The 20,092-nt window shown below is 64.6% G+C and carries 13 protein-coding genes, 1 tRNA gene and 1 pseudogene; 4 read left to right on the top strand and 11 right to left on the bottom strand.

Annotated elements, in window-relative coordinates:
• Nucleotides 1-43 precede the first annotated feature (43 nt).
• From rlmB to rnr, 3 genes are all read right to left on the bottom strand, one after another.
• Nucleotides 44-793, bottom strand: coding sequence for a 23S rRNA (guanosine(2251)-2'-O)-methyltransferase RlmB (rlmB, locus tag ACCQ07_RS08035; protein WP_011346992.1), 750 nt, complete (start codon nucleotides 791-793; stop codon nucleotides 44-46).
• A 308-nt stretch (nucleotides 794-1,101) separates the two neighbouring features.
• Nucleotides 1,102-1,575 carry a GFA family protein gene (locus ACCQ07_RS08030; RefSeq protein WP_033837274.1) on the bottom strand — a complete coding sequence of 158 codons (474 nt, stop codon included), beginning with the start codon at nucleotides 1,573-1,575 and terminating at the stop codon, nucleotides 1,102-1,104.
• Between the two features lie 273 nt (nucleotides 1,576-1,848).
• The gene (gene rnr / locus ACCQ07_RS08025; protein WP_277574982.1) at nucleotides 1,849-4,377 is read right to left on the bottom strand and encodes a ribonuclease R; all 2,529 of its coding nucleotides are present in this window, start codon (nucleotides 4,375-4,377) and stop codon (nucleotides 1,849-1,851) included.
• Between the two features lie 121 nt (nucleotides 4,378-4,498).
• Between rnr and ACCQ07_RS08020 the strand changes: the two genes are divergently transcribed.
• A tRNA-Leu gene (locus ACCQ07_RS08020) sits at nucleotides 4,499-4,585 on the top strand.
• Between the two features lie 336 nt (nucleotides 4,586-4,921).
• Here the strand turns inward: ACCQ07_RS08020 and ACCQ07_RS08015 are convergent.
• Together ACCQ07_RS08015 and ACCQ07_RS08010 are read right to left on the bottom strand one after the other, a co-directional pair.
• Nucleotides 4,922-6,445: a platelet-activating factor acetylhydrolase IB subunit gene (locus ACCQ07_RS08015; protein WP_170922807.1), complete on the bottom strand. Its 1,524-nt coding sequence runs from the start codon at nucleotides 6,443-6,445 to the stop codon at nucleotides 4,922-4,924.
• A 294-nt stretch (nucleotides 6,446-6,739) separates the two neighbouring features.
• Nucleotides 6,740-8,062: pseudogene (locus ACCQ07_RS08010) on the bottom strand (acyl-CoA dehydrogenase family protein).
• Nucleotides 8,063-8,150: 88 nt separating this feature from the next.
• On the opposite strand from ACCQ07_RS08010, the gene ACCQ07_RS08005 reads away from it, so the two are divergent.
• From ACCQ07_RS08005 to metH, 3 genes are all read left to right on the top strand, one after another.
• Nucleotides 8,151-9,146 (top strand): ArsR/SmtB family transcription factor, encoded by a 996-nt coding sequence (locus ACCQ07_RS08005; protein WP_008576541.1) that lies wholly within the window; start codon nucleotides 8,151-8,153, stop codon nucleotides 9,144-9,146.
• On the top strand, nucleotides 9,143-10,273 hold the full coding sequence (locus tag ACCQ07_RS08000) for a homocysteine S-methyltransferase family protein (RefSeq protein ID WP_011346986.1): 1,131 nt from the start codon (nucleotides 9,143-9,145) through the stop codon (nucleotides 10,271-10,273). Before ACCQ07_RS08005 ends, ACCQ07_RS08000 begins: the two co-directional genes overlap by 4 nt.
• 166 nt (nucleotides 10,274-10,439) lie before the next feature.
• A complete protein-coding gene (gene metH, locus ACCQ07_RS07995; RefSeq protein WP_029819121.1) occupies nucleotides 10,440-13,193 on the top strand; it encodes a methionine synthase in 2,754 nt (917 codons plus the stop codon).
• Nucleotides 13,194-13,333: 140 nt separating this feature from the next.
• Here the strand turns inward: metH and ACCQ07_RS07990 are convergent, their stop codons facing one another.
• From ACCQ07_RS07990 to ACCQ07_RS07965, 6 genes are all read right to left on the bottom strand, one after another.
• On the bottom strand, nucleotides 13,334-14,539 hold the full coding sequence (locus ACCQ07_RS07990; protein ID WP_011346984.1) for an AGE family epimerase/isomerase: 1,206 nt from the start codon (nucleotides 14,537-14,539) through the stop codon (nucleotides 13,334-13,336).
• Nucleotides 14,536-15,522, bottom strand: coding sequence for a carbohydrate kinase family protein (locus ACCQ07_RS07985; protein ID WP_162998443.1), 987 nt, complete (start codon nucleotides 15,520-15,522; stop codon nucleotides 14,536-14,538). Before ACCQ07_RS07985 ends, ACCQ07_RS07990 begins: the two co-directional genes overlap by 4 nt.
• A complete protein-coding gene (gene fucP / locus ACCQ07_RS07980; protein ID WP_065627530.1) occupies nucleotides 15,519-16,829 on the bottom strand; it encodes an L-fucose:H+ symporter permease in 1,311 nt (436 codons plus the stop codon). Before fucP ends, ACCQ07_RS07985 begins: the two co-directional genes overlap by 4 nt.
• Before the next feature lie 13 nt (nucleotides 16,830-16,842).
• Entirely contained in the window at nucleotides 16,843-18,018 is a 1,176-nt protein-coding gene (locus tag ACCQ07_RS07975; protein ID WP_218502493.1) for a LacI family DNA-binding transcriptional regulator, read from the bottom strand.
• 138 nt (nucleotides 18,019-18,156) lie between these two features.
• Nucleotides 18,157-19,008 (bottom strand): transporter, encoded by an 852-nt coding sequence (locus ACCQ07_RS07970; protein ID WP_031421979.1) that lies wholly within the window; start codon nucleotides 19,006-19,008, stop codon nucleotides 18,157-18,159.
• A gap of 331 nt (nucleotides 19,009-19,339) precedes the next feature.
• Complete coding sequence (locus ACCQ07_RS07965) at nucleotides 19,340-20,074, bottom strand: DUF2058 domain-containing protein (protein ID WP_372165689.1); 735 nt, start codon at nucleotides 20,072-20,074, stop codon at nucleotides 19,340-19,342.
• Nucleotides 20,075-20,092 lie beyond the last annotated feature (18 nt).

The following is a 20,092-nucleotide window of genomic DNA, read 5'->3' as shown; positions in this document are numbered from 1 at the left end:
GCAGGCCGGCACGCCTGCGCTCGCGCCTGATGCATGCGGGCCGTTAGGTGCCCAGGCGCTGGCGCACGGCCTCGAACAGGGTCACACCGGTGGCGACCGACACATTGAGGCTTTCAATTTCGCCGGGCATCGGGATCTTGACCAGGCCGTCGCAATGCTCGCGGGTGAGACGGCGCAGGCCATCGGCCTCGCCACCCAGCACCAGCCCGACATTGCCGCGCAGATCCACGCTGTACAACGAAGCCTCTGCTTCGCCGGCCAAGCCATACAGCCACACACCCTGCTTCTGCAGGTCGCGCAGGCAGCGCGCCAGGTTGGTCACCGCCACCACCGGAATGCGGTCGGCCGCACCGGCGGAGGTCTTGCGCACGGTGGCGTTCACCGTGGCCGACTTGTCCTTGGGAATCACCACTGCGGTGACCCCGGCCGCTGCCGCACTGCGCAGGCATGCGCCAAGGTTGTGCGGGTCCTGCACGCCATCGAGGATCAGCACAAGCGCGCGCCCTTCGGCGGCCTCGACCAACCCTTCCAGCTCGTTCTCGGCCCACAGCCGCGCGGCGGCATAGCGTGCGGCCACGCCCTGGTGGCGTACCTGCCCACCCACACCGTCCAGTGCCTGGGTATTGACCCGGCGGACGTCGATGCCCTTGCGGCGCGCCTGTTCTTCGATCTCGGTCAGGCGCGGATTCTTGCTGCCGGCCTCGATCAACACCTCGCGCACGTTGTCGGCGTCGTTCTCGACGGACGAAGCGACAGCATTGACGCCGACGATCCACTGGTTCTGCTTGCTCATTGCGGGCATACGAAGAGGTAAAGGGGAATGGTAGGGCCTGCGGCCTGTCACGTCACGGCCGGTGCGTGGAGCCCGGCGATGCCAACGACGCGATGCGGCGATGGCACTGGTGCTGGACGCGCAGCGCCCGGGGCCAATGGCGCACGCCTGCATTGACCGCACGCCGGCCGCGCACCCCATCGTGTCGATGGATGCCTGCCAGATGGCGCACTGGCGCGTGTTGCCGCGGCCAGTGACGGCCGCGAGCGAGGTGACGCCATTGCTGCTCGCATGCCGCGATCAGCAGCACAACAAACCAAAGCCTTTTCTCACGCCGGCCAATGCGCAGTGTCGTGATCGGGATGTTGTCGCGACACCACGCTGGCCAAAAAAGCCTCCGCGGCGGCATCGTCTTCGGGTGGACGCGTAGGCAGCTGCGCCAGGCCATCGACGAAGGGCAGTTTGCGATCCAATCCATATTGGATATGCGGCGGCAACTGCTCAGGCGTGTCGAAGGCACCTGCCGCGACTGCCACGCCGTCGGGTGCCTCATACGTCAATGGCGTGCCGCATTCGGCGCAAAAACCGCGCTGCACGACATTCGACGATGCAAAGCGCTTGGGCTCGCCACGGGTCCAGCGAAACTCGGTGCCTCGCACAGACACCAACGGCGCGTAATACGCGCCGAATGCCTTCTGACACATGCGGCAGTGGCAGATCGAAGCATCCACCAACGCACCACGCACATGAAACCGCACCGCCCCGCACTGGCAGCCACCGCTGTATTCGCTTGAAGTGTCCATGCCCCGCTCCGCGTCAGTCTGTTATGGACATCATTGCAGACCCACTCGCCTGCAACAGCCCACCTGCCTCTCTCACAGCGAATAACACGACTGCGATCACGGCCAAGCGGATCCGGCCAATCGTGGGAGTCGCCGTGAACCGCGGGCGCGCCGCGGCTCATCAGCCTCGTCTACACCCGCCCGACGACCCGCGCTTCATTTTAGTGGCTGCTTGTCACCACCACCTCGCGTGGCGGGCTGCCAGTTCGGCCGCCCGCAGCGCCGTCCTGCAACTCAGTACGACTTCTTCTTGCGCTTGGTCGGCTTCTCGCGTGGCGGCAGCGGCGCTTCGGGCGCTGCACCATTTTCGTCGGCCAGGCGGAAGTCGATCTTGCGCTCTTCCATGCTGGCCTTGAGCACCAGCACGCGCACCGGGTCGCCGAGGCGGAACTCGCGGCCACGGCGCTCGCCGCTGAGCGTCTTGCGAATCGGATCGAACTGGTAATAGTCCTGCGGCAGCTGCGTGACGTGCACCAGGCCGTTGACCTTGGACTGCGTCAACTCCACGAACAGGCCAAATCCCGTCACACCGCTGATCACGCCGTCGAACTGGCCACCGACGTGCTTTTCCATCCACGCCGCGCGGTAGCGCTCGTCCACTTCGCGCTCGGCTTCATCGGCACGCCGTCCGCGCTCGGAGCATTGCAAAGCCAGCGCCGCCATCTGACGCGGGGTATAGATGAATGTCTGCGGGCTGGCGCCGGTCAACGCATGCTTGATTGCGCGGTGTACCAGCAGATCCGGGTAACGCCGGATCGGCGAGGTGAAATGCGCGTATGCCTCCAACGCCAGACCGAAATGGCCGTTGTTCTCCGGCGAATACACCGCCAGGCTCTGGCTGCGCAGCAACACCGATTCCAGCAACGCCGCATCCGGGCGCGCGCGCACTTTCTTCAGCAACTTGGTGTAATCGCCGGGGCGCACCTTGCTCCATGCCGGCAAGCTCAGCTGGAACTCCTTGAGGAACTCCAGCAGGTCTTCGTACTTGCTCTCCGGCGGGCGCTCATGCACACGGTAAGGCGCAGGCACATGCACGCTCAGCAGATAGCGCGCCGCCTCGACGTTGGCGGCGATCATGCATTCTTCGATGAGCTTGTGGGCATCGTTGCGCACCAGCATGCCGGCCTGGGTGACTTCGCCGGTGTTGTCGAGCACGAAGCGCACTTCGGAGGTTTCGAACTCGATCGCCCCGCGCTGCGTGCGTGCCTTCGACAGCACGTGATACAGCTGATGCAGGCGCTGCACCTGCGGCAGCAGCGGGCCGATGAAGGCCTTGGTGTCCGCATCGTCTTCGCCCACCGCCTTCCAGACCTGGTTATAGGTCAGGCGTGCGTGCGAATTCATCACCGCTTCGTAAAAACGCGAGCCGGTCACTTCACCATCGCGTCCCACCTGCATGTCGCAGACGAAGCACATGCGGTCGACCTTGGGCATCAGCGAGCAGATACCGTTGGACAGCGTTTCCGGCAGCATCGGTACCACGAAGCCGGGGAAATACACCGAGGTGGCGCGCTTTTGCGCTTCGTCGTCCAGCGGCGTCCCGGGACGGACGTAATTGGACACATCGGCGATTGCCACCACCAGACGGAAGCCGTCGGCATTGGGCTCGCAATACACCGCGTCGTCGAAATCCTTGGCGTCTTCCCCATCGATGGTGACCAGTGGCATCTGCCGCAGGTCCACGCGCCCGCCGATCATCTGCGGCTCGACCACCAACGGCACGGCCGCCGCTTCGTCCAGCACTTCCTGCGGAAATTCGTGCGGCAATTCATGGCCGTGGATGGCCATTTCGACGACCAGCGACGGCGTCAGCTTGTCGCCCAGTACCGCGATGATCTTGCCGATCGCCGGGCGGCGCGCGTCCGGCGGCGCGATCAGTTCGCAGACCACCAATTGGCCTTCGCGTGCCTCGCCGATACCGTCCGGGGCAATCTGCACATTGCGCTGGATGCGCTTGTCGTCGGGGTCGACGTAAGCCACCCCGTGCTCATAGAAAAAGCGCCCCAGCATGCGGGACATGCCACGCTCGAGCACGCGCGCAATGGCACCTTCGCGACGGCCGCGACGGTCGATGCCGGTGACATTGGCGAGCGCGCGGTCGCCATGCATGACCTTGCGCATTTCGAACGGCGGCAGGAACAGGTCGTCGCCGCCCTCGTCGGGCTTGAGGAAACCGAAGCCCTCCGGATTGGCGATGACCACGCCGGCGATCAGGCTGGTCTGCTGCACCGGCGCGTAGCCACCGCGGCGGTTCTGCACCAGTTGCGCTTCGCGCACCATTGCGGCCAGGCGCTTGCCCAGCGCATCGATGCGGTCGCTCAGATTGAGCTGCTCGGCAATTTCTTCGGCGGTCTGCGGACCGTCGCAGGCTTCAAGCAATTGCAGGATGGCCTCGCGGCTGGCGATCGGCTCGGCATACCGAAGAGCCTCGCGCTCGGCATGCGGATCCTTGAATTCGGCAGTCGCAGGCGCAGCGGTCTGGAAGCGTTCCGGCGGCGGCGCAGACGGGCCACTCTTGCGCGGATGCGGAGCGCGGGGCGCAGGCGGCGCGGACGCCGGCTGTGGCGAGGCTTTGGAGGGGTTGGATGCTTTGTCGGCAGCGCGCTTGTTGGCGGACTTGGTCGATGCGCCGGCTGCGGCGCGGACCAGGAAGTCTGGCATCCAGCCCGGCAACTTCTGCTGTTCGGCAGTGCTGGAATCGCCTGCGCCGGTGGATTTGCGGCGACTCGGCCGATCGGAATCTGGGGTTTTTTTCTTTGTCATTGCTTACATGGTACTGCGTGGCGCGGCGGGATGGGCAGCAAGGCCGGCGCGACCGCCGACGATTGCCGCATGGAACCCATTGACAAGCCGGCCGGGGGCCTGCAAAATTCGCGGCTCACCTGCCCAGGTGGCGGAATTGGTAGACGCACTAGCTTCAGGTGCTAGCGGGGGCAACTTCGTGGAGGTTCGAGTCCTCTTCTGGGCACCAGTTTAAAAAGACCTCCGAGCAATCGGGGGTCTTCTGGTTTCTGGGGTTCGAAAATGCAGTGCGCTGCACTCGATCGCCGCGCCGTTGCCGGCAGCCCGGCCCCGGCTCGCTCTTTCGGCGTTGGAAAACGGCAGACCAGCTCACTGCCCGGGGCGCAGATGGCCTCGCTTGAGCCCTTGGCCATCATCACGTTCCACGCCGGAGCGTGGCCCCGCGCACTCCTGAAAACCAAACGCGCCTGCCGACCCGCGCGACGCGCCAGCGCGCGGGCGGCCGCACGCCCCCCCTTACCCTCCGCGCTCGCTTTTGGATGAACGCGCTCGCGTGCCGCCACCGTTACGGCGCAGCGGTAATGCCCGCCTCGCGCAGCGCCTGCGCCCAGATGCGGTAGCCGGACTCGCTGGGATGGGTGCCATCGGGCATCAGCGCTTCGGGCAGCGTGCCGTCGGGCTGCAGCATCTTGGGGCCGATATCGACCAACTGCACCGCCGGATCCTTGGCATAGCGCGCGACCAGCAGCCGGTTTGTCTCGGCGATCGGCGCGCGCCGTGCATCGTCGGGGTTGCGGCCACGCGGCATGATCGCCATCAGGATCAGCTTGCTGTTGGGCAGGCGACGGCGCACCTCGCTCACCACCGCCTGCACACCCAACGCCGCTTCAGCCGGGGTGCTGGCGCGCGCTTGCGCCGTGCCGCTGAGATTGTTGGTGCCGATATGCAGCACCACCCAGCGCGGGTCCAGACCATCGAGTTCGCCCTGCCGGATGCGCCACAGCACATTTTGCGTGCGGTCCCAGCCGAAGCCCAGATTCAGGACCGGCCGCGTGCCATACAACCATTGCCATGATTCGGGGCCACTGACGCGCGTGGCCTGCGGTGGCCCAGACCAGAAATGCGTGATCGAGTCGCCGATCATCACCACCTCCGGCTTCAGGCTGCGCGCGACGGCCAGCGCTGCGTGGTGGCGTGCGTACCAGTCGTAGGAATCCTGCTCCAGCCAGTCGACCGGCATCAGCGAGGTCGCCGCGTCACGGCCGAGTTCGGCCACCGGCTTGACCGGTGGCTCGCCCAACAGCCGCGCCAGCGTGGGCTCGATCGCTTCGGCCAGCATGCGCTGCCCCCGCGTGTCCGGATGCAAGGCACCGGCCGCCGGACGGAACCGGGTGTCGTAAAACAGATCGGTGCGGAGTTTGCCGTCGCGCTGGAAGACCGAACTCACATCCAGATAGGTCACGCGTGGGTTGTCGCCGTAACGCACGGCCAGGCCCTGATTGATCTGCGCATCGCGCCGCGATTTTTCGCTGGAGAGATCGCTGGGCAACACGCTCAGCAGCAGGATGTGCGTTCGCGGCAGCTTCTGCTCGATCGCCGCGACCACCGCATCGATACCGAGTTGGGTCTGTTCGGCGGTTTGACCGAGATGGCCGGTGTTATTGGTGCCGATCAGCACCAGCGCGACCTTCGGCTGCAGCCCGTCGACTTCGCCATTGGCCAGCCGCCACAGCACGTTTTCGGTGCCGTCGCCACTGAAACCTAGGTTCAGCGCACCGCGGCTGCCGTAGAAGGTTTGCCAGGTCGGTCGGAAGTCTTCGTCCGGCGCCTTGGCTTTCTCGTAGTTTTGAGTGATCGAATCGCCGATCAGCAGCAATTTGGTATCCGGGTGCTGCTTGACCTGCTCCAGCACCTGCGCATGCCGCTGCGCCCACCAGGACTCGCGCAGACGATCGGTTGGCACGATCGAAGGCGGCGAGGTTTGCGCGCCTGCCGTCGTGCAGAACAGCAGCAGCCCCCAGCACCACAGGGTATGCGCTAAGCCGGAGCGTGAAACACGGGACGAAGCAGCGTGCGAAGACCGGGACATGCGCGCACCAGACACGGGAGAAGCGTCGATTGTGGTCCGCGCATGCAACGCAGGACAACCCTTGGCATAGCCGCCCTTGATGATCACAACGCACTGCAGCGAGCACTCCGACGTTGCCGCGTTGCTGCGGCAATGCTGAGGGAATGACGGGCTTCGCCGCGACCCTGTCATGCCGCGTGCGATCACCAAGCGCTGGATTGCCGAGGCGCCCGCGTCGATTTCGGTGATCTTGGCATCGCGGAAAGCCCTCCAGCGGTGCCGCGCGCAGCGGCAGCGCTGGGGCGCGCCAAGACCTCAGCGCAGCCCGGTCTCGCCGCGCGCGATCACCAGGCGCTGGATTTCCGAGGTGCCCTCGTAGATTTCGGTAATTTTGGCATCGCGGAGAGCGCTCCAGCGGTGCCGCGCGCAGCGGCACTGCTGGAGCGCGGCAAGACCTCAGCGCAGCCCGGTTTCGCCGCGCGCGATCACCAGGCGCTGGATTTCCGAGGTGCCCTCGTAGATTTCGGTGATCTTGGCGTCACGAAAGTAGCGCTCCAGCGGCATTTCTTTCGAATACCCCATGCCGCCATGAATTTGCACCGCCTGATGGGTGATCCACATCGCCGCCTCGGATGCGGTGAGCTTGGCCACGGCCGCTTCGGTACCGAACTTTTGCCCCTGCCCCTTCAACCACGCCGCGCGCAACGTCAGCAGCAGCGCCGCATCCAGCTTGCACTTCATGTCGGCGATCTTGGCCTGGGTCATCTGGAACGTGCCGATCGCCGCGCCAAATGCCTTGCGCTCCTTGACGTAGGCCAGCGTGGCCTCATACGCCGCGCGTGCAATCCCGACCGCTTGCGAGGCAATGCCGATGCGCCCGGCATCCAGAACGCTCATCGCAGTCTTGAAACCCTCGCCTTCCACGCCCAGCACCTCGTCGGGCTGCGCAACGTAATCGGCAAACTCGATTTCGCAGGTGGCCGAGGCACGGATGCCGAGCTTGGGCTCGGTCTTGCCGCGATGAAAACCGGCGCGGTCGGTATCGACCATGAAGGCGGTGATGCCGCGCGAGCCCTTGTCCGGCTCGGTCACCGCAAACAACACGATGTACTTGGCCACCGGGCCGGAGGTAATCCAGCTCTTCTTGCCATTGATGACGAAGCTGCCATCGGCCTGCTTGACCGCGCGGCAGCGCATTGCCGAGGCATCCGAGCCGGACTGCGGCTCGGTCAGCGCGAACGCACCGATGTGCGTGCCCTCGGCGATCGCGCGCACGTACAGCTGCTTCTGCGCTTCGCTGCCGTTTTTGAGAATGCCGGTGCAAAACAGCGAGTTGTTGACCGAGACGATGGTGGAGTGCGCGCCATCGGCCGCGGCGATTTCGATCATCGCCAGCGCATAGCTGATCGGGTCCATGCCGGCGCCGCCGTACTCGACCGGCACCTCGATGCCCATCAGACCGTTTTCGCCAAGCAGGCGGATATTTTCCAGCGGGAATTCGCCGCTACGGTCGAATTGCTCGGCGCTGGGCGCGATCTTTTCCTGCGCGATGCGGCGCGCCACATCCTGGATCATCAATTGTTCTTCGGTAAAGCTGAAATCCACGTCGCACCCCTTCAGGCCTGAGCTGAGCCCCATTGTAGCGCCAACCATTCGCATGCGTATGTAGTTGACCGCACCTGCCGCCGGCCCGAAAATATCTCCATATCGCGATATAGAGATATTCATGGATCTGGAAGACTGGTCGGCCCGCTTGAAGGTATTCGCCGACGCCACGCGAGTCCGCCTGCTGGCCTTGCTGGAGCAGGAAGAACTCACCGTGGCCGAGCTGTCGGCCATTACCCGGCTGGCGCAGCCGCGGGTGTCCACGCACCTGGCCAAACTCAAGGAAGCCGGGCTGGTCCGCGACCGCCGCGCCGGGGTATCGGCGTATTACCGCTTCGACGAAGTGTCGCTGGACCCGGCGCAGCGCGCGCTATGGCTGGCACTGAGCACCGGCAGCGACGATCCGTTGTTGCGCCAGGATGCCGAGCGCGTGGCCGCCGTGCTGGCCAACCGTGCCGCGGACCAGAACTGGGCCGATTCGGTGGCAGGCGACATGGAGCGGCATTACTCGCCCGGACGCACCTGGGAAGCGCTGGCGCGCACCGCCCTGCCCCTGCTGGAAACCGGCGACGTGCTCGATATCGCGTCCGGCGACGGCGTGCTGGCCGAACTGGTGGCACCGCATGCCACCCGCTATATCTGCATCGATACCAGCGCGCGCGTGGTTGCGGCCGCCAGCGAGCGCCTGCGCAAACTACGCAACGTGGAAGTGCGCGAAGGCGACATGCATGCGCTTCCATTCCCCGATGCCAGCTTCGACCTGGTGGTGCTGATGCACGCGCTGACCTACGCGGCCAAACCGGCGCAGGCGGTGGCCGAGTCGGCGCGCGTGCTGCGCCCGGGCGGCCGCCTGCTGCTGTGCAGCCTGGCCAAGCACGAACACCGCGCCGCGGTGCATGCGTACGGCCACGTCAATCTGGGGTTTGCTGCCAAGGAGCTGCGCAAGTTCGTTGAAAAAGCCGGGCTGGACGTCTCCAGCCTGGAGACGGTGACACGCGAAAAGCGCCCGCCCCATTTCGAAGTGATCTCGTTGATTGCTGTGAAGCCGGGAATGGGGAATCGGGATTCGGGAATCGCCGACCGCAGCGCCGCTGGCTCACGGAGCATCGCATCATGACGCCTGCAGCACTCCACTCCCCCGTTGCACATGCCCTGCCCTGGCTACGTCCCGAGCGCGCAGCCAAGCTCACCGCCGCGCTTGCCGAGCGCATCCTCATCATCGATGGCGCGATGGGCACCATGATCCAGCGCCACGATCTGCAGGAGCCCGATTACCGCGGCACCCGCTTTGCCGAGGGCTACGACAGTGCGCACGTGCACGGCCCCGGTTGCGACCACGCACACGTACCGCAGGGCCACGATCTGAAGGGCAACAACGATCTGCTGCTGTTGACCCGCCCGCAGATCATTGCCGGCATTCATCGCGCCTATCTGGATGCAGGTGCCGATCTACTGGAAACCAATACCTTCAACGCCACGTCGGTGAGCCAGGCCGACTATCACCTGGAACATCTGGTGTACGAGTTGAACAAGGCGGGCGCGCAAGTCGCGCGCGCCTGTTGCGACGAAGTCGAGGCGTTGACTCCGCACAAACCGCGCTTTGTGATCGGCGTGCTCGGCCCCACCAGCCGTACCGCCTCCATCAGCCCCGATGTCAACGATCCCGGCTACCGCAACACCAGTTTCGATGCACTGCGCGAAACCTATCGCGAGGCCATCGAGGGCTTGATCGATGGCGGCGCGGATACGCTGATGGTGGAAACCATCTTCGACACGCTCAACGCCAAGGCCGCGTTGTATGCGATCGAAGAGGTCTTCGAGGCACGCGGCGGGCGTTTGCCGGTGATGGTTTCCGGCACCATCACCGACGCATCCGGGCGCACCTTGTCCGGACAGACTGCCGAAGCGTTTTATGCATCGGTCGCGCACGGCAGGCCGTTGTCGATCGGCTTGAATTGTGCGCTCGGCGCCAAGGATCTGCGCCCGCACGTGGAAACCTTGGCGCAGATCGCCGACGCCTATGTCAGCGCGCATCCGAACGCCGGCTTGCCGAATGCCTTCGGCGAATACGACGAGACGCCGGAAGAAATGGCGTCCACGCTACGCGAATTCGCACAGGCCGGCCTGCTCAACCTGGTCGGCGGCTGTTGCGGTACCTCTCCGGACCATATCCGCGCCATCGCCGAAGCGGTCGCCGATCTGCCACCGCGGCAACTGCCTGGCGCACAAGAGCTGGCGGCGTGATGCGTCAGGCTCACCCTCATCCACCCTTTGCGCACCTTCTCCCGCCTGCGCGAGCAGGTGGCGCGCAGCGCCGGATGAGGGCTGCATTGCACCGCGCCCGAGGCCCGGGCCGTGAACACCCACTCACCACGACCGATCGCGCCGTCATCGTCCAGCAGAGCCTTGCATGAGCACTCCCCGCTACACCCGCCTGTCCGGCCTTGAGCCGCTGGTCATTACGCCGGACCTGCTGTTCGTCAACGTCGGCGAGCGCACCAACGTCACCGGCAGCGCGCAGTTCCGCAAGCTGATCAAGGAGGAGCGCTACGAGGAAGCGGTGGAGGTCGCGCGGCAGCAGGTGGACAGCGGTGCGCAGATCCTCGACGTCAACATGGACGAAGGCCTGATCGATTCGGAGAAGGCCATGACGCGCTTTCTCAACCTGATCATGTCCGAGCCGGATATCGCGCGCATTCCGGTGATGGTGGATTCGTCCAAGTGGAGCGTCATCGAAGCGGGATTGAAATGCCTGCAAGGCAAGAGCGTGGTCAACTCCATTTCGCTCAAGGAAGGCGAAGCAGTGTTCATCGAACACGCCCGCAAGGTATTGCGCTACGGCGCCGCCGCGGTGGTGATGGCCTTCGACGAGGCGGGCCAGGCCGACACCTGCGCGCGCAAGGTCGAGATCTGCACGCGCGCCTACACGCTGCTGACCGAGCAGGTTGGCTTTCCGCCGGAAGACATCATCTTCGATCCGAACATCTTTGCCGTGGCCACCGGCATCGAAGAGCACGACAACTACGCGGTGGACTTCATCGAAGCCACCCGCATCATCAAGGACACGCTGCCGCACTGCCATGTGTCCGGCGGCGTTTCCAACGTCTCGTTCTCCTTCCGCGGCAACGAAACCGTACGCCAGGCAATCCACTCGGTGTTCCTGTTCCATGCGATCAAGGCCGGCATGGACATGGGCATCGTCAATGCCGGCGGCATGCCGATCTACGACGAGCTGGATCCGGAACTACGCGAACGCGTGGAGGACGTGATCCTCAACCGGCGCCGCGACGGCACCGAACGTCTGCTGGAAATCGCCGAGCGCTACAAGGGCACCAAGGGCGCGGCGAAAGTCGAAGACCTGGCCTGGCGCGACAAGCCGGTCCGCGCGCGCCTGGCGCATGCGCTGGTGCACGGCATCGACGCATTCGTGGAAACCGACACCGAAGAAGCGCGCCAGCATTCCACGCGCCCTCTGGACGTGATCGAAGGCCCGCTGATGGACGGCATGAACGTGGTGGGCGATCTGTTCGGCGCCGGCAAGATGTTTTTGCCGCAGGTGGTCAAGTCCGCGCGCGTGATGAAAAAGGCGGTGGCCTATCTGCTGCCCTTCATCGAAGCGGAAAAACTGCGCACCGGCGATGTCGGCAAGTCCAACGGCAAGATCATCATGGCAACCGTCAAGGGCGACGTACACGACATCGGCAAGAACATCGTCGGCGTGGTGTTGGCCTGCAACAACTTCGATGTGGTGGATCTGGGCGTGATGGTCTCGGCGCAGGTGATCCTGGATCGCGCTCGCGAAGAAAACGCGGATCTGATCGGGCTGTCCGGCCTCATCACGCCATCTCTGGAAGAAATGTCGCATGTGGCGCGCGAGATGCAGCGGCAGGGCTTTGACATTCCGTTGTTGATCGGCGGCGCAACGACCTCGCGCGCGCACACCGCGCTGAAGATCGACCCGCACTACACCGCGCCCACCGTGTGGGTGAAGGACGCCTCGCGTGCCGTGGGCGTGGCGCAGTCGCTGATCTCGCGCGACCTGCGCCAGGCCTTCGTTGCCGCCAACGATGCCGATTACGCGGAAATCCGCGCACGCCACCGTAACCGCGGCGATGCCAAGCGCCTGGTGTCGCTCGAAAAAGCCCGTGCGCAGCGCTTCGACGGCGATTGGGACACCTACACTCCACCGGCCCCACGCCAGCCAGGCATCCACGTTTTCGACGACTACCCGTTGCAGGAGCTGATCGAACTCATCGACTGGACGCCGTTCTTCCAGGCATGGGAGCTGGCCGGCAAGTTCCCGGCGATTCTCAGCGACGAAATCGTCGGCACCCAGGCCAGCGAGCTGTATCGCGACGCACGCCGCATGCTCAAGCGCATCGTCGAAGAGAAGTGGCTGACGGCCAAGGCCGTGTTCGGGCTGTGGCCGGCAAATAGCGTTGGAGACGATGTTGTCGTCCTGACGGAGCCGGCAGAATCGGGAATCGGGAACAGGGAATTGCAAGGCGATGCCCGCATACTCGACCATTCCCGATTCTCCATTCCCCATTCCCTGCACTTCTTGCGCCAGCAAGTCGACAAGCCCATCGACCGCCCCGACTTCTGCCTGGCCGATTTCGTCGCTCCCAAGAGCAGCGGCAAGCAGGACTGGATCGGCGCGTTCGCGGTCACTGCCGGCATCGGTATCGATGCGCATGTGGCCCGGTTCGAAGCGGCGCACGACGACTACAACTCCATCCTGCTCAAGGCGTTGGCCGACCGTCTGGCAGAGGCGCTGGCCGAGCGGCTGCATCAACGCGTGCGCACCGAGTTCTGGGGTTATGTGGAGGACGAAGCGTTGGACAACGAAGCCTTGATCGCCGAGCGCTATCGCGGCATTCGCCCGGCTCCCGGCTACCCGGCTTGCCCGGAACACAGCGAAAAACGCACCTTGTTCGATCTGCTCGATGCCGAGCGCAACGCCGACATGTCGCTGACCGAAAGCTTTGCGATGCTGCCCACTGCCGCGGTCTCCGGTTATTACTTCAGCCATCCCAAGAGCCAATACTTCGTGGTCGGGCGACTAAGCAAGGAACAGGTGGCCGATTATGCAAAGCGCAAGAGCATCACGCTGGCATTGGCCGAGCGTTGGCTGGCATCGAATCTGGATTACGACCCGGAGTAAGGGCATCTGCTGACCGCAGATATCGTAGGAGCGCACCCGGGCGCGATGGGGGTCTTATCGGTAAAGCCTCATCGCGCCCGGGTGCGCTCCTGTGCGGCAACGCCACCGCATTGCGCGGCGGCGCTTGGATCACGCCAGCATCAAGCAGCCGGCCGCAACACGTTCAAGACTTCGTAGCACGCGCCCATGGTGTGGTAATCGGTCTTACCCGCCGGGCTTTTCTCATCGCTGTACTTGCGGTTGTCCGCATCCAGGATGCGATACCACGCGCCATACTGATGGTCGATCATGTGCGCCCACGAATAGGCCCACAGCTTGTCGTACCACTGCCAGTAGCGATCGTCGCCGCTGCGCTGCGCCAGCAATGCAGCAGCGGCCAACGACTCGGCCTGCACCCAGAAATACTTGTCGTCGTCGCAGACATTGCCGTCAGGGTCGAAGCCGTAATACAGCCCACCGCGCTGCGTGTCCCATGAGCGCTCCACTGCCACGTCGAACAGATGCTGCGCGGTCGGCAGCAACCAGTCGGCCGGCGCATAGCGATCCAGCAGCATCAGCAGCTTGGCCCATTCGGTCTGATGGCCGGGCTGAAAACCCCACGGGCGGAACAGGTGCTTGGGATTGTCGCGGTTGTAATCCCAGTCGATATTCCACTGCAGATCGTAATGCTCCCACACCAACCCATCGGCTTTGGCTGCCTGGCGACGGGTCATGTTCTCCGCGAGCACCAGTGCGCGATCGAGATAACGCTGCTCGCCACTGGCTTCGTACGCGGCGATCATCGCTTCGCACATATGCATGTTGGCGTTCTGGCCGCGGTAGCTGGTGAAGTTGAACTGCGCGTCGGCTTCGTCGCGGTACAGCCCGAACTCCGCGTCCCAGAAGTACTTCTCCAGCAGTTGCCAGGTCTCGTCCATCCACGCGCGTGCCTCATCGACACCGGCCTTCAAACCACACGCATACGCCAGCAACACGAACGCCACGCCGTAGCAGTGATTCATGTCGTCTTCGACCACGCCATCGCGCAGCGTCCACGCATAGCCGCCGGTTTGCGGATTGCGATGCACATTGCGCAGATAGTCCAGCCCGTGACGTACCGCCTGCAGGTACGCAGCATCGCCGAACTCGCGGTAGGCCATTGCGTAGTTGAAAACGAAGCGCGTACTGCTGACCAGGTGCCGATGCCCGGCATCGTAGATCGAACCGTCATCGCGGAAATACTGGAAAAACCCACCTGCCGGGTCGATCGCGCGCGGATGGTAGAACGCCATGGTGTCGGCGATGTGCTGGCGCAAGACGTCAGCCGAACGGAAATCGGGTGCGGGTGTTGCAGGCAAGCGGCTCATGATTGTTCCTGGATCAAGGAATGGACTTCATCGATGCTCGGCATTGCCGCGAACGCGCCCTTGCGCGTCACCGCCAGCGCGCCGACCGCGGCAGCAAACCGAATCACCTCATTGATTGCCGCGGAATCGCCGCATAGCTGCTCCAGCGATGCAGCACGCGTTGCCAGCTGATACAGCAGCCCGCCGACGAATGCATCGCCAGCGGCGGTGCTATCGCGCACCTGCACCTGGAACGCCGGCACCTGGCCCGCATCGGTGCGTGTCTGCCAATGCACCGGCCCGCCGCCATCGGTGACCAGCAACCAACTGGCCTTGCCCTGCCACAGCTTTTGCGTGACCGCACTGGCATCGCCATCGAGCGTTCCCGCCAGATACTCAAGCTCCTCGCGCGAAAGCTTGACCACATCGGCCAACGCCAGCGCCTCCCATAGCAACGCCGCCGGATCGACATCCTGCGGCCACAGCATCGGGCGCAGGTTGAGGTCAAGGCTGACGATGGCGCCATCGGCGCGCGCACGGCGCATGCCGTCGAGCGTGCACTGGGCAATCTGCGGCTCGGTCATGCTGTTGGAGCACACATGCAATACCGCTGCCTGCGTAAACCCGTCCGCGGCGAAGTGCTCGGGACGGAACAACAGGTCCGCTGCCGGTGGACGGTAGAAACTGAAACTGCGTTCGCCCGCGTCGTCCAACGCAACGAACGCCAACGCAGTCTTGGCCTGATCGGTGCGCACGATGCCATCGGTCGCCACGCCGGACTGCTGCAGGCTTTGCAGCAGGAAATCGCCGAACATGTCGCGCCCGAGCATGCCGACGAAATGCGCAGCACCCCCCAGGCGCGCCACCGCAACGGCGACATTGGCCGGCGCACCGCCGGCATATTGCGCGAAGGTACGCGCCTGGTCCGGGCCGGCCTGCGGCAACGCCAGCATGTCGATCAGCGCTTCGCCGAAACACACTACCTGATGCTTGGTCGCACTCATGCGCGTGCCTCCGCCAGTGCGCCGCGCAACCGCGAGCCCCAGATACCGTAGAACACGATGTACAGGTAGCACAGCAACGGCAGCACGAACGACTCATGCAGGCCGATGCTGTCGGCGAGCAGCCCTTGCAGATACGGCACGATGGCGCCACCGACAATGGCCATGATCAGCAGGCTCGAGGCGCGCCCGGTCAGCGGGCCGAGCCGTTCGATACCCAGGGTGAAGATGGTGGGGAACATGATCGAATTGAACAGGCCGATCGCCACCAGCGCATATACCGCCAACATGCCGCCGCTGGCCATGGTCAGGCCCAGCAACACCGCATTGATGGCCGCGAACACCGACAACAACACGCGCGGCGACAACTTGGCCAGCAGCGCCGAGCCGATGAAACGGCCGATCATCGCCAGCGTCCAGTAGGCCGACACGTACTTGGTTGCCTCACGCTCGGTGAACCCACCGATCTGCGGCAGCGAGAAGTAATTGACCATCAGGCTGCCGATGGCCACTTCTGCGCCCACATAGAAGAAGATCGCCAACACACCGAAGCGCACATGCGGGTGTCGCAAGGCATCGAGCAAGGAATGCTTGCTGTCGTCTTTCTGTGCGCTGGCGTCGGTCAGTGCCGGCAGACGGAACAAGAACACTAAAATCGCCAGCAAGAACAGCACGATACCCAGCCCGATGTACGGGCCTTGCACGGCCTGCGCTTCCTGCACGCGATAAGCCAGTTGCTCGGCTTCCGGCAGGGCTTTCAGCTGGTCGCCGCTCATCACTGTGTTGGAGAGGATCAACCAGCCGCCCAACAGCGGCGCGATCGCGGTACCGAGCGAATTCAACGCCTGGGCCAGGGTCAGGCGACTGGAGGCGCTGCGCTCGGGCCCCAGCAAGGCGACGTAGGGATTGGCGGCCACCTGCAGGATGGTGATGCCGGTGGCCAGCACGAACAATGCGCCGAGAAAAGCGCTGTACACGCGCAGTTCCGCCGCCGGCCAGAAACCCAGCGCGCCGACCGCCGCCACCGCCAACCCGGCCACGATGCCCTGCTTGTAGCCCAACCGATTCACCAGCCAACCGGCCGGCAGCGACATCAGGAAGTACGCACCGAAGAAGGTGAACTGCACCAGCATCGCCTGCGCGAAATTGAGCTCGAACACCGCCTTCAGATGCGGGATCAGGATGTCGTTGAGGCAGGTCAGAAAGCCCCACATGAAAAAGATCGTGGTGACCACCGACAACGCGACGCCGTTGTTGACGGGCGCCTTGTTGCCGCTGGGCACGGAGGATTGCGTGGAAAGGGAAACCATAGGGATTGCCTGGTCAGCGGCCTGAGGCCTTGGTGGGGGAATGGGCGGATGGACCGCTTGGGGGAGGTGATGACATTCGCGATGTCGGTCCGCAGGCGCTGCTCGCACGAATATTCAAGGCAACTGCGGCGGTCAGCTGTTGTGCGGCGAGCTCGGGGCTACCGATGCGTTGCAGTACCAGCTGCGCAGCCTGCCTGCCACGTGCACGCGGGTCTGCAGCCAAGGTGGTCAATGCAGGCGTGAACAGCGCCGCTTCGGCGATGTCGTCGAAGCCGGTCACCGCAAAGTCGCGGCCGGGCACGATGCCGTGCCTGGCCAGGGCCGCCATCAAACCAAGCGCAACGCTGTCGTTGTAGCAGACCGCTGCAGTCGCAGCCTGCGCCGCACTGCTCAGCAAGCGCGCCCCGCACAGTGCGGCGTCCTGGCGATTTGGAGCCGACTCGACGTAATGCGTTTCCAGGTTCGCCTCCTGCATCGCGCGCGCGTAGCCGGCGCGACGCTGCCGGCAGGAACTGGATGCGGCATGCCCACCGAAGAACACGATACGCCGATGACCTTGCGCAATCAGGTGCGAGCAGGCCTCGAACGCGCCTTGTGCGTTGTCCAGCGCCAGCAGATCCCATTGCGCGCCCTCCACCTCGCGATTGAACAGCACCACGTTGCGTTGGCGGCCGAGCACCTGGGTCAGCGCCTGCGCCTGGCTGCCTTCGGCCGGCGACAGGATGATGCCCGCCGGCGTGTGCTCCATCAGCGAGGTCAGCACTGCCTGTTGACGCTGCGTCGATTCGCCGGTGCTGCCGAGCAAGGTGACATAGCCGGCTGCGCCCAGTGCCTCGTCCACACCGGCGGCGAACTCGGCAAAAAACGGGTTGGACAAATCGTTGATGACCAGCGCGACGCTGGACGAGGTGCGTTGGCGCAAATTCGCCGCGGCGCGGTTGTAGACGTAATTCTGCCGATCCAACTCGGCCTCCACGCGCGCGCGCGTGCTCGCATGCACAAGCGGGCTCCCGCGCAGCACCAGCGACACCGTCGCGCGCGAGACACCGATGGCGCTGGCGATATCGCGTAGCGTCACCGCGCCGCGCCGCGCGCCCGGCGTACCATCGTCCGCAGTCATCTCGGGTGTCGGCTTGGCTGGCGTCACGTGGCGAGCCTTGCGGTGGAAAAAAGACGCATGCAGTGGCATCAAATTGGATCGATCCAATTAGGCCTCTTCCGCGCAGTCAATGCATGCGGCAGTGCAACATAGTCCATTTCGCACGAGGCCAAGGCCCAGGGCAACGCACCGACTGGCCAGTGATCCGACAGCGGCGGTTCGCACCAGTCACTCAAACGCGATCGATAGCCCGATGCCACCTTGCCAGTCCGGGCTTTCCGAGGTCAGTCCCCGCAACACCGACACATCCAGCTGCATCGCATGCGGCAGCTGCCAGGCGCCACCCGCGCCGGCCACGCGCGAATGCGCGCTGCCGGTGTCCACGCCCGCTTCCACATAGCTGCTGAAATGGTCGCCGGAAAAAAACGTGTAATTGGGCGCGAAGGTCCAGGTGTGCCCGTCGTCATCGCGCGCGTAATTGACGTACAACGCGATGGCACGCTGCTGCGCCAGATCCCAGGATGCAGTCACACCGAGTTCGCGCGAGTAGCCGTCGCTGAAGGCCGGGCTGCCGGTCGGGATGCTGTAAGTGCCCAGCGCAGCCCAATGAAAGCTCTCCGAACGCGATGGCAAGGCCACCTTCAATCCGACACTGCTATCCCCGCCGCCACGTACCCGCACGCCCCCACCATGCTGCCAGTTATAGCTGTCGCTCCCGAGTTGCAGTTCGACATTCTGGAACAACCCCAGACGCAGCAGCGTGTCGGCGGTGTATTGAGTCGTGCGCTGCCCGTCGCTGCGGTCGGTACTTGCATCCGGCAAGCCCTGCTCCCAGGCAAACGCACCTGGCTGCAACGCCTCCGCAGCGAATGGAATGCCCGGCCGGTCGAACGCCGGCGCATCGTCTGTCTGCGCGGCGGCGTGCCCGCTAGCCACGCACAGCGCAAGCATCACCAAGGCCGACGCCGTTCGGCGCGGCGCCTGCACCGGCACCGGCACGCGACTGAAGGCACGACTGTCGACGGCCGCCACGACGTTGAGTGTCAGGAATTTCGACGACAGGGACATATGCAGCACCATTGGCAGGACGGAGCAACCGAGCAGGGACGAGGGCGCGGCAAAAGGCGCCGGCCTGCATCGACACGTAACGGCGCGCATGGTGCCGCGCCACCCGTGACCGGCTTGTATAGCGTCGCGCTGCGTGTTGTCTTCCGCGCCAGCGGTCGGGGTGAGCCCCGATGGCCTTGCATGAAGCACCATGGTCAAGCAACCAACCCGCATTCTGCGCCAGACAATCCGATGACCGCCCTCTGGCTTGCGCGGTGGCTACGCGCCTATTGCCTGGGGAAAATGCAATGAAAATGGGCACCGGCAGGTGCCCATGTACAACACACACCACGCATCGGGCGTTCTACCAGACCAGGTCGTCGGGCACCTGATACTTCGGATCAGCGTACGGGTCATCGCCCGCTGGTGCGTTCGGGTCCACCTTCAAGGCGACCGATGGAGCGAACACCGCTTCGGCTTCGGCAAGCAACTCGGCAGTCACCAGCAGATAGCGTCCGTTGAGTTGCAGCACACCCAGCTCGCCGGCATTGAGCCCCTTGAGCTGATCGGCGGTGACGTAGATGCGCTTGATCTTGCCGCCATACGGAAAATGCCGGGCGATATCCGCAGCGGCATCATTCAAACCCTTGTCCTTCACCAGCGCTTCGAGCTTGGCCTTGGCTTCGCGACGCAGGCGTGCTTCTTCCTGCTTCACTCGCTCGGCTTCGATGCGCTCGTCCTTCTCGCGCTGCGCACGAATCGCATAGGCCTTGGCCAGATCGATATCTTCGCGCGTGCGTGCCGGCCGGGGGCCGTGACGGTCTGCAGCGGCATGCTGCGGACGCGGCGCTGCACCGGGCTTGCCGTCATGCCGACGCTCGGGCCTGCCAGCGGGTTTGCGCTCGCCATTGCCGTCGGTTGACGCGGCGGCATGCGGCCGCTGCGGTCCCCTGCCCTGGCCCGGCCGATTCCCTCCGGGTGCTGGCTTGCCGCCATTGCCATGTGCACGCGCTGCAGGCCGTGCGTCGGGTTTGCGTTCGGGCTTGGGCGCGGACTTGAAGCCCAACCCAAGCAACTGGTCACGTAAGGTATCGCTCATGGCGGCGGCAATCTGCAA

It is taken from the genome of Xanthomonas sp. NCPPB 3583 (assembly GCF_041475715.2).
In the GTDB taxonomy this organism is placed as follows: domain Bacteria; phylum Pseudomonadota; class Gammaproteobacteria; order Xanthomonadales; family Xanthomonadaceae; genus Xanthomonas; species Xanthomonas euvesicatoria.
This window is presented reverse-complemented; position numbering and strand designations above follow the sequence as displayed.